Raw genomic sequence first — 13,785 nt, 5'->3', positions numbered from 1 at the left:
GTGGGCCGGGCCGTGGACGGATCGGATCGGATGAGCTGGACGACGGAATGGAGAAGCCGGTGACGCGTCGCCGAACCCCTGCCGGGCTGGTCGGGGCCGACCCCGGGCCCGGGCACCTGATCGAGTTCGACGGGCGGGCCGTCCGCGCCCTGCCCGGGCAGTCGATCGCCGCCGCGCTCTGGGCCGACGGCGTGCTCGCCTGGCGCACCACCCGGACCGGCGGGCGGCCGCGCGGGGCGTTCTGCGGGATCGGCGCCTGCTTCGACTGCCTGGCCACCGTGGACGGCCGGGCCAACCAGCGGCTGTGCCTGCTGCCCGCCGAGCCCGGCACCGTCGTCACCAGTCAGGAGGGCCACGGTCGTGCCGATCTCGCCGTCTGAGCGTTCCGAGTCGTCCGAGGGCTCGGGGTCGGCCGGGCGCTCCGGGTCGGCCTACGACCTCGCCGTGGTGGGGGCCGGGCCGGCCGGGCTGGCCGCCGCCGTGACCGCCGCCGACCTCGGGCTGCGCTGCGTCCTGCTGGACGGCGCGGACCGGCCCGGCGGGCAGTACTACCGGCACCCGGCGCCCGGACTGGGCGCGAGCCGCCCGGGCCGCCTGCACCACCGCTGGCCGGTGTACGCCGGGCTGGCCGCGCGGCTCGAAGCCCACCCGCGGGCCGACTTCCGCGGCGGGCACCAGGTGTGGGCGCTGGAGCGGACCGTCGACGGCTTCGCCCTGCACGTCACCCGCGGCCCGCAGGCCGCCGACCGGGCCACCCTCCGGGCCGGGGCGGTGCTGCTCGCCACCGGCGCGTACGAGCGCCAACTGCCCTTCCCCGGCTGGACGCTGCCCGGGGTGGTCACCGCGGGCGGCGCCCAGGCCATGCTCAAGGCCGGGCTGGTGCTGCCCGGCCGGCGGATCGTGGTGGCCGGCAGCGGACCGCTGCTGCTCGCCGCGGCCTCCTCGCTGGTCGCCGCCGGGGCGGAGGTCCCGGCGGTGGTCGAGGCGAGCGGCTACCTCGGGTACGCCCGGCGCCCCGGCGTGCTGGCGGCCGTCCCCGCCAAGCTCGTCGAGGGCGCCGGGCACGGCGGCGCGCTGCTGCGGCACGGCGTACGGCTGCGGCCGCGCAGCGCGGTGGTCGAGGCGCACGGGACGGACCGGGTCGCCGGCGTCACCGTGGCCCGACTGGACGCCGACTGGCGGCCGCTGCCCGGCACCGAGCGGCGGATCGCCTGCGACGCGCTCGCCGTCGGCCACGGGCTGCTGCCGCAGATCGACCTGGCCACCGAACTCGGCGCGGACACCCTCGCCGGGCCGGACGGCGCGGTCGCGCTGCGGGTCGACGCCAGGCTGCGCACCTCCGTCCCGGGCCTGTGGTCCGCGGGGGAGACCAACGGCGTCGGCGGTGCGGACCTCGCGCTCGCCGAGGGGGAGCTGGCCGCGCACGCGGTCGCCGGGGTGCTGCCCGGGCGGGCGCTGCTGGGCCGCCGGGCCCGGCTACGGGAGTTCGCCGCGCTGATGGCGGCGGCCCACCGGCCCGGGCCCGGCTGGACCGGGTGGCTGCGGCCGGACACCGACGTGTGCCGGTGCGAGGAGGTGCCGGTCGCGCGGATCGCGGAAGCGGTGGAGGAGTTGGGCGCGGGCGATCCCCGGACCGTCAAGCTGCTCACCCGGGCGGGGATGGGCTGGTGCCAGGGGCGGATGTGCGGTCCGGCCGTGGCCTGCCTGTCCGGCGCTGCGGAGCCGGGGGCGGACCGGCGGCCGATGGCCTGCCCGGTGCCGCTCTCGCAGCTGGCGGCCGGCCCGGGGGAGTAGGCCGGGCCCGATCCGTCGGAACGTCTCGGGCGGGGACCCTTGTCTCCGGCCTGTCACTGTTTATAAAATGTCACACCTCACCAAGGAGCCCAACGTGTCCATCACCCCGCACGACACCACCCGCCCCTGGCGCGGCATCATGGTCGCCACCACGATCCCGCTGCGCCCGGACCTCTCCGTCGACTACGACGCCTACGCCGAGCACGTCCGCTGGCTGATCGAGTCCGGCTGCGACGGCGTCGTCCCGAACGGCTCGCTGGGCGAGTACCAGACGCTCACCGCCGAGGAGCGCACCCGGATCGTCGAGGTCGCGGTCGAGGCGGCCGGCGACGGCGCCCGGGTCATGCCCGGGGTCGCCGCCTACGGCAGCGCCGAGTCCCGCCGCTGGGCCGAGCAGGCCGCCGAGGCCGGCGCCGGCTCCGTCCTGCTGCTGCCGCCCAACGCCTACCGGGCCGACCACGCCTCGGTGCGGGCGCACTACGCGGAGGTCGCCCGGGCCGGGCTGCCGGTCGTCGCGTACAACAACCCGATCGACACCAAGGTCGACCTGGTGCCCGCGCTGCTCGCCCAACTGCACGGCGCGGGCTCGATCGTGGCGGTCAAGGAGTTCAGCGGGGACGTCCGCAGGGCCTACGAGATCGCCGAGCTGGCGCCCGGGCTGGACCTGCTGATCGGCGCCGACGACGTGCTGCTGGAGCTGGCGCTGGCCGGGGCCGTCGGCTGGATCGCCGGGTACCCGAACGCGCTGCCCGAGGCGTCCGCGGCGCTGTACCGCGCGGCCGTCGGGCACGACCTGGAGACCGCGCTGCCGCTCTACAAGTCGCTGCACTCGCTGCTGCGTTGGGACTCCAGGACCGAGTTCGTCCAGGCCATCAAGCTGTCCATGGACATCGCCGGACGCCCCGGCGGGCCGGTCCGGGCGCCGCGGCAGCCGCTGGAGCCGGAGATCGAGGCGGCCGTGCGCGCGGCCACCGAGAAGGCCCTCGCGGAGGGTCTGGCGTAGGGCCTGCCCGACACGGGCCGGCACCACCGGCACCACTGGTACTACCGGCACCACCCGTCGTACGGCCGGCTGTGCGGGCAGCCGGCCTCAACCAACCGCTTCGTCAGAGGAGTTGTGCGGAATGCGCAGCCGTCACGTGTTCCACGCCGTCGACTCGCACACCGAGGGCATGCCGACCCGGGTGATCACCGGGGGCTTCGGCGTCATCCCCGGCGCCACCATGGCCGAACGCCGGGTGCACTTCCAGCAGCACCTGGACCACTTCCGCACCCTGCTGATGTACGAGCCGCGCGGGCACGCCGCGATGAGCGGCGCGATCCTCCAGCCGCCGACCCGGCCGGACGCCGACTTCGGGGTGCTCTACATCGAGGTCTCCGGGCTGCTGCCGATGTGCGGGCACGGCACCATCGGCGTCGCCACCGTGCTGGTCGAGACCGGGATGGTGCCGGTGGTCGAGCCGGTCACCACGGTACGGCTGGACACCCCCGCCGGACTGGTGGTCGCCGAGGTGCGGGTGGAGGGCGGCGCGGCCAAGGCCGTCACCATCCGCAACGTCGCCTCGTACTCCGTCGCGCTGGACCGCAAGATCGAGGTGCCCGGCCACGGCACCATCGGCTACGACCTCGCGTACGGGGGCAACTTCTACGCCATCCTGCCGCTCGCCGAGTTCGGGCTGCCGTTCGACCGCGAGCGCAAGCAGGACATCCTGGACGCCGGCCTGGCCCTGATGGACGCGATCAACGCGAGCCCCGACCGGCCGGTGCACCCGGAGGACCCCTCCATCCACAGCTGCCACCACGTCCAGCTGCTCGCCCCCGGCTCCACCGCCGAGCACTCCCGGCACGCGATGGCCATCCACCCCGGCTGGTTCGACCGATCGCCCTGCGGCACCGGCACCTCGGCCCGGATGGCCCAGCTGCACGCGCGCGGCGAACTCCCGCTGGGGCGGGACTTCCGCAACGACTCCTTCATCGGGACCACCTTCACCGGGCGGCTGGTCGAGGAGACCGAGGTGGCCGGGCAGCCGGCCGTGGTGCCCACCGTGACCGGGCGGGCCTGGATCACCGGCACCGCCCAGTACTTCCTCGACCCGGACGACCCGTTCCCGGCGGGCTTCCTGCTCTGACGCTCCCTCCCGAACGCGCTTTGAAGGGCTGCTAGTTGTGACCATCACCTCGTACAACCCCGCCGACCCGACCGACCTGGTGGTCGCCGTCGAGGCACCCGGCGCCGAGGCCGTGCGGGCCGCCGTCGGGCGGGCCCGGGCGGCCCAGGGCGGCTGGCTGGCGGCCGGTGCCGGCGCCCGCTCGGCCGCGCTGGGCCGGATCGCCGAGGCGGTCGAGGCGCACGCCGAGGAACTCGCCGCGCTGATCGTGCGCGAGGTCGGCAAGCCGCTCGCCGAGGCGCGGGGGGAGGTCGCCCGGACGGCGGCGATCTGGCGCTACTACGCCCAGGCGCCGTACGAGCCGTCCGGCGCGGTGCACGAGACCGCCGCCGGACCGGGCCTGCTGTTCACCCGGCGCCGCCCGCACGGGGTGGCCGGGCTGATCGCGCCGTGGAACTTCCCGCTGGCGATCCCGAGTTGGAAGGCCGCTCCGGCGCTGGCGGTCGGCAACACGGCGGTGCTCAAGCCCGCGCCGGAGGCGACGGCGTGCGCGCTGCGGCTGGCCGAGCTGGCCGCGGCCGTGCTGCCCCCGGACGTGCTCGCGGTGCTGCCCGGCGGCGCGGAGGAGGGGGCGGCGCTGGTCGCGGCGGCGGACGTGGTCTCCTTCACCGGCTCCACCGGCGTCGGCCGGGCCGTGGTCCTGGCCGCCACCGGGCGCGGGGTGCCGGTGCAGGCCGAACTCGGCGGCCTGAACGCGGCGTTGGTGCTGCCGGACGCGGACGTGGAACTGGCCGCCGGGCACATCGCGGCCGCGATCGCCGGGTACGCCGGACAGAAGTGCACGGCGACCAGCCGGGTGATCGCGGTCGGGACGGCGTACGAGCCGCTGCGCGAGGCCCTGGTCAAGGCGCTGGCGGCGGTGGACGACACGGTCTGCGGGCCGGTGATCGGCGCCGACGCGCGGGAGCGGCTGGTGGCGGCGGTCGAGTCGGCCGTCGCGGACGGGGCGAGCGTGCTGGTCGGCGGGGGCGCGCCCGACCGGGCCGGCTGGTACGTCGAGCCGACCCTGCTCGCCGACGTCCCCCCGCAACACCCGCTGGCGCGCGAGGAGTTCTTCGGACCGGTCGCGGTGCTGCACGCGGCGGCCGACCTGGACGCGGCCGTCGCGCTCGCCAACGACACTCCGCACAGCCTGGCCACCTCGGTGCACACCCGGAGCCTGGACGCGGCGCTGGCCGTCGCCGACCGGCTGGACGCGGGCATGATCCGGGTCAACGCCCCGTCCAGCGGCGTCGACTTCCACCTGCCGTTCGGGGGGACCAAGGGCGCGGCCCACGGGGAGCGCGAACAGGGCCGGGCGGCACTGGAGTTCTACACCGTCGGCCGGACGGTCAGCGTGCTGCCGGGCGGGGGGCTGTGATGCCGGGCAGGGCAGCGGGGACGGGCTCGGGGACGGGGACAGGGGTCGGGACGGCGCCGGGTGCGGGGCCGGGGCCGGTGCTGTGCGTCCGTACGGTCGACTACCACACGGCCGGCGAGCCGTTCCGGATCGTGCTGGACGGCGTGCCCCCGATCCCCGGCGACAGCGTCGCCGAGCGGCGGGCCATCGCGATCGGCGCGGGCGGCAGCGCGACCGCGCCCCGGCCGAGCGCGCTGGAGGAGGTCCGGCGGCTGCTGGTGCACGAGCCGCGCGGGCACGCCGGGATGTACGGCGGGTTCCTGGTGCCGCCGGACGACGACGAGGCCCACCTGGGCGTGCTGTTCTGGCACAAGGACGGCTACTCGACCGCCTGCGGGCACGGCACCATCGCGCTCGGCGCCTGGGCCGTGGACTCCGGGCTGGTCCCGGCCCCCGCGGACGGCGTGGCCCGGGTGCGGATCGACGTCCCCTCCGGGCGGGTCACCGCGCTGGTGCGGCGGAGCGGCGGGCGCACCACCGGGGTCACCTTCCGCAACGTGCTGAGCCGGGTCAGCGCCTTGAAGCTGCCGGTCGAGACCTCGCGGGGGACGGTCGAGGTCGCGGTGGCGCACTCCGGGGCGTGCTACGCCTCGGTGCCGGCCGCCGCCCTCGGGCTCGCCGTCGAGCCCGGGCTGCTGCCCGAACTCGTCGCCGCGGGGCGGGAGATCAGGGCGCTGCTGGCCGGGTCGGAGGCCGTCGCGCACCCGACCGACCCGCGGCTCTCCGGGGTGTACGGGGTCGTGCTGTACGACGAACTTCCTGCGGAGGAGGGGGTGTTGAGCCAGCGGAACGTCGTGGTGTTCGCGGACGGGCAGATCGACCGCTCGCCGTGCGGCTCCGGCACCTCCGCGCGGCTCGCGGTGCTCGCCGCCGAAGGGCGGATCGCGCCGGGCGAGGAGCTGCGGCACGAGTCCGTCATCGGCACCGTGTTCACCGGGCGGGTGGTGGGCGGCGGCGACCCGCTGGGGGAGGGCGTCGTCACCGAGGTCGGCGGGACGGCGTACCGCACCGGGGAGCAACTGTTCGTGCTGGAGCCCGGGGACGCGCCGGGGTTCACGCTGTGACCCCCGATGTTGTGCCCCCCGATGCCGTGACCCCTGATGAGCTGCCCGGCGCGGGGGCTGAGCCGCTCCAGTACGCCGTGCCGGGCACCGGCGGGATCGGGCCCGCCGGGGCGGTGCGGGCGATCGAGCGGGTGCTGCTGGACGGGCTCGACCCGGAGGCGGCGCCCGCCCGGTCGGCCGTACCGGTGCCCGCCGGCGAGCTGCTGCTGATGCCCGCCGCCGCCGGGCCGTACGCCGGGGTGAAGATCGCCGGGGTGGCGCCGGCCAACCCCGCGCGCGGACTGCCCCGGATCACCGGCAGCTACCTGCTGCTGGACGGGCCGACGCTCCAGCCGCTGGCGCTGCTGGACGGCGCGGCCCTCACCGCCCTGCGCACGCCCGCCGTGACGGCGGCGGCGCTGGCGCGGCTCGCGGTCCCGGAGGCCGAACACGTGGTGGTGTTCGGCTCCGGGCCGCAGGCCTACGGGCACCTGGACGCGCTGCTCACCGTGCGGCCGCTGCGGCGGCTCACCGTGGTGGCGCGGCACGCCGGACGGGCGGGCGCGCTGGCCGAGTACGGCCGGGCGCTCGGGCTGACCGCCTCGGTGGGCGGGCCGGAGGCGGTCGGGCGGGCGGACGTGGTGGTCTGCTGCACGACCGCGCGCACCCCGCTGTTCGACGGTGCGCTGGTGCCCGACCACGCGGCCGTCGCGGCGGTCGGCTCGCACGAGCCGGACGCCCGCGAGGTGGACGAGGTGCTGGTCGGGCGGGCCGAACTGTACGTGGAGGCGCGGGCCGTCGCGGCCCGGGAGGCCGGGGACCTGCTGCTGGCGGGCGCGCTCGGGCGGCGGCAGGTGTGGAACCTGGCCGAGCTGCTGCGCGGCGACGCACTGCTGCCGCAGGGGCGGCCGCGGTTCTTCAAGAGCGTCGGGATGGCCTGGGAGGACCTGGCGGTGGCGGCGGAGGTGTACCGGGCCGGGGCGCCGTCGTCGCCTCAGTCCCCGTAGAGGCTGAGCCAACTCCCCGGTATAGCTGCGCAGTTGGCGAGCAGGTTGCGCAGGTCGCGGACGGCCGCCCGCTGCGGTTCGGTGGTGCAGCGGGCGAGCAGGGCGGTGGCCTCCTCGAAGGCGGCGGCCGCGTCCTGCTCGTTGAAGTGGGTGTCGCCGTACGGGTCGATCCGGGCGAGCCGGTGGTCGGCGGGCCGGGTGTGCGCGGCGAGGGCGGCGGCGAGGGCCGGGCCGTGGCCGGTGGACAGGTGCAGCAGGGCGGGGGCGGTGCGGCCGGCGCCGGGCCGGCCGTCGTGCAGGGCGATCTCGATGCCCACGTTCCGGTGTCTCCGTTCGTCCGAGGGTGTTCCGGCGGTCGCCGGTGTGGCGTCGACCGTTGTGCCGACCGGTGGTCGCTGCCACCATGAACGTCGGCGGCGGCGACCGTGACAGGCTGTTCGGATTCCCGGCTTGTTGCACGCTCAACGTAACGTGACATTGTACGCTGGTGTTCTGCACCCACCGGAGGAACACCATGGCCGAGCTCAAGTCCCGCACCCTGATCTCCGTGCAGGAGCGGCTCCGCGACCAGGTCGCCCACGCGCTCCGGGCGGCCCTGATCTCCGGCGAACTGCGCCCCGGCGTCGTCTACTCCGCCCCCGCCCTCGCCGCCGACTTCGGTGTCTCCGCGACCCCCGTCCGCGAGGCCATGCTCGACCTCGCCCGGGAGGGCCTGGTCGAGGCCGTCCGCAACAAGGGCTTCCGGGTCACCGAACTGACCGAGCGCGACCTCGACGACTACACCGGCATCCGCGCCCTGATCGAGGTCCCCACCGTCGGCCTGGTCACCCGTACCGCCACCAAGGAGCAGCTGGAGCGGCTGCGCCCCGAGGCCGAGGCGATCGTCGCGGCGGCGCGCAAGCACGACCTGATCGGCTACCTGGAGGCGGACCGGCAGTTCCACCTCGACCTGCTCGGGCTGGCCGGCAACGCCCGGCTGGTGGAGGTCGTCGGCGACCTGCGCAAGCGCTCCCGGCTGTACGGGCTGACCCGGCTGGACGAGCTGGGGCAGCTGGTCTCCTCGGCGGAGGAGCACGTCGAGCTGCTCGACCTGATGCTGAGCGGCGACGCGGAGGCGGCCGAGGCCTGCATGACCCGCCACCTCAGCCACGTCCGCTCGCTCTGGGCGGGCCAGGACGAGGAGGCCGAGGCGGAGCGCCCGGGCCTGCGGCTCCGGGCTCGGTAGGGGGCTAAACCACCCGTTCGGGTGAATGCGGAGGATCGGGCGTCGGAGGGTGCCCGCGCTCTACCATGATGGTCCCGACATCGGCAGCCAGGAGGATTTCCATGTCCGCCGCCGCAGTGGAAGGACCCTTCGAGCAGGTGACGTTGCTCGAAGCCGCAGAGCTGATCTCCGATCGACTCGTGGGGCACCGGGTCGAGGTTCTTGGAGGACAGATCACGGTGACGCCGCCTCCGGACGGGCCGCACAATGACATGCTCACCGACCTGATCATCCCTTTGTCGGCGGCGGGGCTCCATGGTGATGTGTCCCGAGTGGTCCCGGGGATGGGTCTGTGGTTGCCGAGCGGACCGTCCGATTATGCGGTTCCGGATCTGTGTGTCGTCGATGCCGACTACCGAGAACACCTGATCGAGCTCAATTGCTATGACCCGATGGTCTTCCGTCTTGTACTGGAAGTGACATCGTCGAACTTCACGACTGATCTGAAGGTCAAGCCTCTGCTGTACGCCGAGGCAGGGGTGCCCGTCTACGTCATCGTGGACCGGACGAACCAGCGGGTCATGGTGCTCACCGACCCCAAGGACGGCGAGTACCGGGTGCACGCGGTACACCATCCGGGGCAGTCGTTCACGCTGCCCGAGTCGATCGGGGCAACGGTGACGCTCTCGGTGGACGACGTACTCATGACCAAGAAGTAGTCGTCTTCGTGCTCCACTTGGCTGACGCCCTTTTCGAGCGCTTTCCCCGGCGCCGGGTGGAGGTGCTCGGTGGCGAGGTGTCCGTTGAACCGGTGCCGGACATGCGGCATGCCAGGGTTCTGAACCGTGTGCGGAGGGCCTGCTCTGCGGCGGGGTCGGACGATGGAGATACCGAGGTTTTCCAACGGATCGCGATCTGGCTGCCGACCGGGCCCGATGACTTCGCGATGCCGGACCTGTCGATCGTCGATGCGGACAGCGACGATCACATGGTCACGTACAACTGCTACGACCCGAAGATCTTCCGGTTCGTGCTGGAGGTGACCTCGGCCGCATTGTGCAGCGATCTCACCAGGAAGCCCGCCGCCTACGCGCTCGCGGGGGTGCCGGTCTACGTGGTCGTGGACCGGATCGGGCGTCGGGTCCTGGTGATGACGGACCCTGTGGACGGCGTGTACCGGGAGCAGGCCGTCCACGCCTCGGGGGAGTTCACCTTGCCGGAGTCGATCGGCGCGGTGGTGGCCCTGAGCGTGGACGACCTCCTCTTCTAACGGGTCGGAGCGGGGATGGTCACGCGGCCGTCGTGGACCTCGGCGATCTGGTCGACGGCGGTCAGGTGGGTGCGGTCGTGGGTGACCAGGACGGTGGCGGTCGCCCGGCGGTGGGTGAGTTCGGTGATCAACTCCAGGACGGCCGCGCCGCGTTCGTGGTCGAGGGCGCTGGTGGGCTCGTCCACCAGCAGCACCGTGGGGTCGTTCATCAGGGCGCGGGCGATGTTGACCCGCTGGCGCTGTCCGCCGGAGAGCTGGTGCGGGCGGCGGGCGGCCTGGTCGCGCAGGCCGACGGCGTCGAGGAGTTCCAGGGCGCGGGGGAGGGCGCTGCGGGGGGAGCGGCCGTCCAGGTGGGCCATCACCTGGAGCTGTTCGGCGGCCGTCAACGAGGGCAGCAGGTTGGGCTGTTGGAAGACGATGCCGATCCGGGTGCGGCGCAGGGCGGTGAGTTCGGCGCGGCCGAGGCCCGCGGTGTCGGTGCCGTCCACGACGACCCGGCCGGTGTCCGGGCCGATCAGGGTGGCGGCGACGGCCAGCAGGCTGGACTTGCCGGAGCCGGACGGGCCGACGACGGCCGTGAGGGTGCCCTTGGGGACGGTCAGTGAGACGTCGTCCAGGGCGGTGAGCCGGCCGTCGCCGTCCGGGTAGGTCAGGGTGATGCGGTCGAGTTCCAAGCTCATGCGCCCGCCTCGCTTCGCTCGGCGGGGGCATGAGCCCACGCGCACCTTTCGATGGTCACTTCGCTTCGCTCGTTCAACGGGCGCTCCCCAGGGGGGTCAGCGGGTCGACGGAGGTGATCCGCCGGATGGACAGGGCCGCGCCGATCGCGCCGAGGGCGATCATGACGACGGCGGGCAGCAGCAGGGTCGGGGCGTCCAGGACGAACGGCACGGCGGAGCCGATCAGCGAGCCGGCGCCGAGGGCGATCGCGGTGCCGACGGCCGTACCGAGCACCAGCAGCAGCACCGCCTGGCCGAGGGCGTCGCGCAGCAGGTAGCGGGTGGAGGCACCGAGCGCCTTGAGCACGGCGATGTCGCCGCTGCGCTGGATCGTCCAGACGGTGAAGAAGGCGCCGATGACCAGGGCGGAGATGGCGAACAGGAAGCCGCGCATCAGCTGGAGGGAGCCGTTCTCGGAGGTGTACGAGCCGATCGCGGCGAGGGCGTCGTCCCGGGTGCGGGTCACGGTGCCGTGGTGGGCGTCGGCGGCGGTCAGGTCGGCGCCCGCGGCGGTGTGGAGGGCGATGACGGTGGCGTGGCCGGCGCCGCCGGGGGCGAACTGCTGCCAGTCGGCGAGGCTGGTCCAGATCACCGGGGTGTGGCTGTAGGCGGCGTCGCCGTCGACGGCGGCCACCTGCAGCGGGTGCCCGGCGAGGGTGAAGCCGGTGCCGGGCGTGAGGCCGCCCAGCTTCTCGGCGGCGGTCCGGGAGAGCACCGCCCTGCCCGGGGCGATCATGCCGCCCTGCGGGGCCAGGTCGGAGCCGTCGGGGACGCCGAAGGCGGAGAGCGCGGCGGTGCGCTGTCCGGCGGCGGCCTTGGTGGTGGTGATGCCGAGCGGCTGGGCGGAGGTGACGCCGGGCTCGCGCGCCCAGGCCTGCCACTGGTCGGGGGTGACCTGGGAGTCGGTGAAGTTGAGTTCCTGGCCGTCGGCGGGCTTGCCGAAGACCAGGTGGTCGGCGGGCAGCCCGCTGATCGCGGAGATGTTCTGCCGGCCGAGTCCGGCGGTCAGCCCGGACAGCATGCCGACCAGGACGGTGATCAGCACGATGACGGTTCCCATCAGGGCGAACCGCCCCTTGGCGAACCCCAGATCCCTCCAGGCGACGAACACGGTGGGCCTTTCTGCGGGCGGAGCGGTGGACGGAGTGGCGGATGGCGCGTTGGATCGAAGGGTGGACGGGTGCGGTGGACGGAACCAGCGATGCCCCCACGGTCGCCGAGCAGGGGGCCCGCAGGCATCGCGCCGGGGATTGCATCCTGGGCATCAAAGGGCAGAAGCGGAGTTCAACCTTTTGATTGATGCCGGGCACCGGGCCGGAACTTAGGCTGGAGGGATGGCGACCGAACGATCCAGAACCACTCCCGTCGCCCTCGTCCTCCGGCTCTGCCTGCACCTGCTGGTGGCGGGCCTGCTGGCGCTCGCCGTTGCCCGGGCCGCCTTCGCCGCCCGGGGCGGGGACCCGGCCGCCGTGGGCGCCGCGGCCTCCGCAATGGCCGCCGTGTACGCCGTCGGGCCGAGGCTGGCCGCCGTGCACCGGTCCCGTCGGGGCGCGGCGCTCTGGCTGGCCCTGCTCGGCGTCACCTGGGCGGGCGTGCTGGTCGCCACCCAGGACGGGGTGTGGCTGGCGTTCCCGCTGTACTTCCTGGAACTGCACCTGCTCGGCCGGCGCAGCGGGCTGGTCGCGGTCGGCCTGACGGCCGCGGCGGCGATCGCCGGATGGTCCTTCCACCAGCACGCCTTCAACCTGGCCGCCTCCATCGGGCCGCTGCTCGGCGCGGCCGTCGCCACCGCCACCGTGCTCGGCTACCAGGCGCTGTACCGGGAGAGCGAGGAACGCCGCCGGCTGATCGACGAACTGACCGCCGCCCGCGCCGACCTCGCCGCCGCCCACCACGCGGCCGGCGTGCTCGCCGAGCGCGAGCGGCTGGCCCGGGAGATCCACGACACCCTCGCGCAGAGCCTCAGCTCCATCCAGCTGCTGCTGCGGGCGGCCCAGCGGGCGCTGCCCGAGCGCACCGAGGCCGCCGCCGGGTACGTCGAGCAGGCGCGGCAGGCCGCCCAGGACAACCTGGACGAGGCCCGGCGCTTCGTCCGCGCGCTCACCCCGCCCGCGCTGGACGGCGATCCGCTGTCCGTCGCGCTGGAGCGGCTGTGCGCGACCACCACGGCGCACAGCGGTCTGCCCGTCCACCTGCACGTCTCCGGGGAGCAGGTGCGGCTGCCCGCCGCGCAGGAGGTGGCGCTGCTGCGGATCGCGCAGTCGGCGCTCGGCAACACCGTGCGGCACGCGAAGGCCTCGCGGGCCGAGGTGACACTCAGCTACATGGAGGGCGAGGTGGCGTTGGACGTGTTCGACGACGGGGCCGGGTTCGACCCGGCGGCGGTGGCCGGCCGCACCGACGGGGAAGGCGGCTTCGGCCTGCCCTCCATGCGGGCCCGGGCCCGGGCGCTCGGCGGCAGCTTCACCGTGGAGTCGGCGCCCGGGGAGGGGACGGCGCTGGCCGTGCAACTGCCCGTCGCCCCGGCGCCGGAGGCCGGGCCGTGATCCGGCTGCTGATCGCCGACGACCACCCGGTGGTGCGGGCCGGGCTGCGGGCGGTGCTGGAGAGCGAACCGGACTTCGCCATCGTCGCCGAGGCCGCCACCGCCGAGCGGGCCGTCGAGCTGGCGGCCGGACCGGGCGTGGACGTGGTGCTGATGGACCTCCAGTTCGGGCCCGGCTCGGCGATGAACGGGGCCCAGGCCACCGCCGCGATCACCGCCCGGGCGGGCGCGCCGAAGGTCCTGGTGGTCACCACCTACGACAGCGACGCCGACACCCTGCCGGCCCTGGAGGCCGGCGCCACCGGCTACCTGTTGAAGGACGCGCCGCCGGAGGAACTCGCCCAGGCGGTCCGGGCCGCGGCGGCGGGCCGCAGCGCGCTGGCGCCCAGCGTGGCGGACCGGCTGCTGGAACGGATGCGGACGCCGGCCGCGGCGCTCAGCGCGCGGGAGACCGAGGTGCTCGGGCTGGTCGCGGACGGGCTGACGAACCAGCAGGTCAGCCAGCGGCTGCACCTGAGCCAGGCCACCGTGAAGTCCCATCTGGTGCACATCTACACGAAGTTGGGCGTGGACTCGCGCACCGCGGCGGTGCGGGAGGCGCGCGGGCGGGGGCTGATCCGCTGAGCCGGCCGGGCG

Annotated in this window: 15 protein-coding genes; 12 read left to right on the top strand and 3 right to left on the bottom strand. The window is 74.8% G+C overall.

The features are described from left to right. The first annotated feature begins 59 nt into the window (after positions 1–59). From ACFY2K_RS33905 to ACFY2K_RS33875, 7 genes are all read left to right on the top strand, one after another. The gene (locus ACFY2K_RS33905) at positions 60–380 is read left to right on the top strand and encodes a (2Fe-2S)-binding protein (protein ID WP_380403980.1); all 321 of its coding nucleotides are present in this window, start codon (positions 60–62) and stop codon (positions 378–380) included. Next, positions 361–1,794, top strand: coding sequence for an FAD-dependent oxidoreductase (locus ACFY2K_RS33900; RefSeq protein WP_387716474.1), 1,434 nt, complete (start codon positions 361–363; stop codon positions 1,792–1,794). The genes ACFY2K_RS33905 and ACFY2K_RS33900 overlap by 20 nt, the downstream gene beginning before the upstream one ends. Positions 1,795–1,933: 139 nt before the next feature. Beyond that, the gene (locus ACFY2K_RS33895) at positions 1,934–2,797 is read left to right on the top strand and encodes a dihydrodipicolinate synthase family protein (RefSeq protein ID WP_380524720.1); all 864 of its coding nucleotides are present in this window, start codon (positions 1,934–1,936) and stop codon (positions 2,795–2,797) included. 121 nt (positions 2,798–2,918) lie between these two features. Beyond that, positions 2,919–3,923 (top strand): proline racemase family protein, encoded by a 1,005-nt coding sequence (locus ACFY2K_RS33890; RefSeq protein ID WP_387716472.1) that lies wholly within the window; start codon positions 2,919–2,921, stop codon positions 3,921–3,923. Positions 3,924–3,960: 37 nt separating this feature from the next. Continuing rightward, positions 3,961–5,322 (top strand): aldehyde dehydrogenase family protein, encoded by a 1,362-nt coding sequence (locus tag ACFY2K_RS33885; protein WP_380643622.1) that lies wholly within the window; start codon positions 3,961–3,963, stop codon positions 5,320–5,322. 77 nt (positions 5,323–5,399) lie between these two features. Then, on the top strand, positions 5,400–6,425 hold the full coding sequence (locus ACFY2K_RS33880) for a proline racemase family protein (RefSeq protein ID WP_387716470.1): 1,026 nt from the start codon (positions 5,400–5,402) through the stop codon (positions 6,423–6,425). Positions 6,426–6,451: 26 nt separating this feature from the next. After that, complete coding sequence (locus ACFY2K_RS33875; protein ID WP_380643627.1) at positions 6,452–7,411, top strand: ornithine cyclodeaminase family protein; 960 nt, start codon at positions 6,452–6,454, stop codon at positions 7,409–7,411. Here ACFY2K_RS33875 and ACFY2K_RS33870 read toward each other — a convergent pair. Beyond that, positions 7,399–7,728: a hypothetical protein gene (locus tag ACFY2K_RS33870; protein ID WP_375890822.1), complete on the bottom strand. Its 330-nt coding sequence runs from the start codon at positions 7,726–7,728 to the stop codon at positions 7,399–7,401. The genes ACFY2K_RS33875 and ACFY2K_RS33870 overlap by 13 nt on opposite strands. 197 nt (positions 7,729–7,925) lie before the next feature. On the opposite strand from ACFY2K_RS33870, the gene ACFY2K_RS33865 reads away from it, so the two are divergent. From ACFY2K_RS33865 to ACFY2K_RS33855, 3 genes are all read left to right on the top strand, one after another. After that, positions 7,926–8,636, top strand: a complete 711-nt coding sequence (locus ACFY2K_RS33865; protein ID WP_375890824.1) for a GntR family transcriptional regulator — start codon at positions 7,926–7,928, stop codon at positions 8,634–8,636. 101 nt (positions 8,637–8,737) lie between these two features. Next, positions 8,738–9,334, top strand: a complete 597-nt coding sequence (locus tag ACFY2K_RS33860) for a Uma2 family endonuclease (RefSeq protein WP_375890825.1) — start codon at positions 8,738–8,740, stop codon at positions 9,332–9,334. An 8-nt stretch (positions 9,335–9,342) separates the two neighbouring features. Continuing rightward, on the top strand, positions 9,343–9,885 hold the full coding sequence (locus ACFY2K_RS33855; RefSeq protein ID WP_375890827.1) for a Uma2 family endonuclease: 543 nt from the start codon (positions 9,343–9,345) through the stop codon (positions 9,883–9,885). Here the strand turns inward: ACFY2K_RS33855 and ACFY2K_RS33850 are convergent. Both ACFY2K_RS33850 and ACFY2K_RS33845 read right to left on the bottom strand, forming a co-directional pair. Further along, positions 9,882–10,565, bottom strand: a complete 684-nt coding sequence (locus ACFY2K_RS33850; protein ID WP_375890829.1) for an ABC transporter ATP-binding protein — start codon at positions 10,563–10,565, stop codon at positions 9,882–9,884. The two genes, ACFY2K_RS33855 and ACFY2K_RS33850, sit on opposite strands and share 4 nt — an antisense overlap. 73 nt (positions 10,566–10,638) lie before the next feature. Further along, the gene (locus ACFY2K_RS33845; RefSeq protein WP_387716466.1) at positions 10,639–11,715 is read right to left on the bottom strand and encodes an ABC transporter permease; all 1,077 of its coding nucleotides are present in this window, start codon (positions 11,713–11,715) and stop codon (positions 10,639–10,641) included. Between the two features lie 223 nt (positions 11,716–11,938). Here ACFY2K_RS33845 and ACFY2K_RS33840 point away from each other — a divergent pair, with 223 nt between their 5' ends. Beyond that, positions 11,939–13,150: a sensor histidine kinase gene (locus tag ACFY2K_RS33840; RefSeq protein ID WP_380524713.1), complete on the top strand. Its 1,212-nt coding sequence runs from the start codon at positions 11,939–11,941 to the stop codon at positions 13,148–13,150. Next, on the top strand, positions 13,147–13,773 hold the full coding sequence (locus ACFY2K_RS33835; RefSeq protein ID WP_375890835.1) for a response regulator: 627 nt from the start codon (positions 13,147–13,149) through the stop codon (positions 13,771–13,773). The genes ACFY2K_RS33840 and ACFY2K_RS33835 overlap by 4 nt, the downstream gene beginning before the upstream one ends. Positions 13,774–13,785 lie beyond the last annotated feature (12 nt).

It is taken from the genome of Kitasatospora sp. NPDC001309 (assembly GCF_042896295.1).
In the GTDB taxonomy this organism is placed as follows: Bacteria; Actinomycetota; Actinomycetes; order Streptomycetales; family Streptomycetaceae; genus Kitasatospora.
The sequence above is the reverse complement of the archived record's forward strand: the minus strand, read 5'-3'. Positions and strand labels throughout refer to the sequence as shown.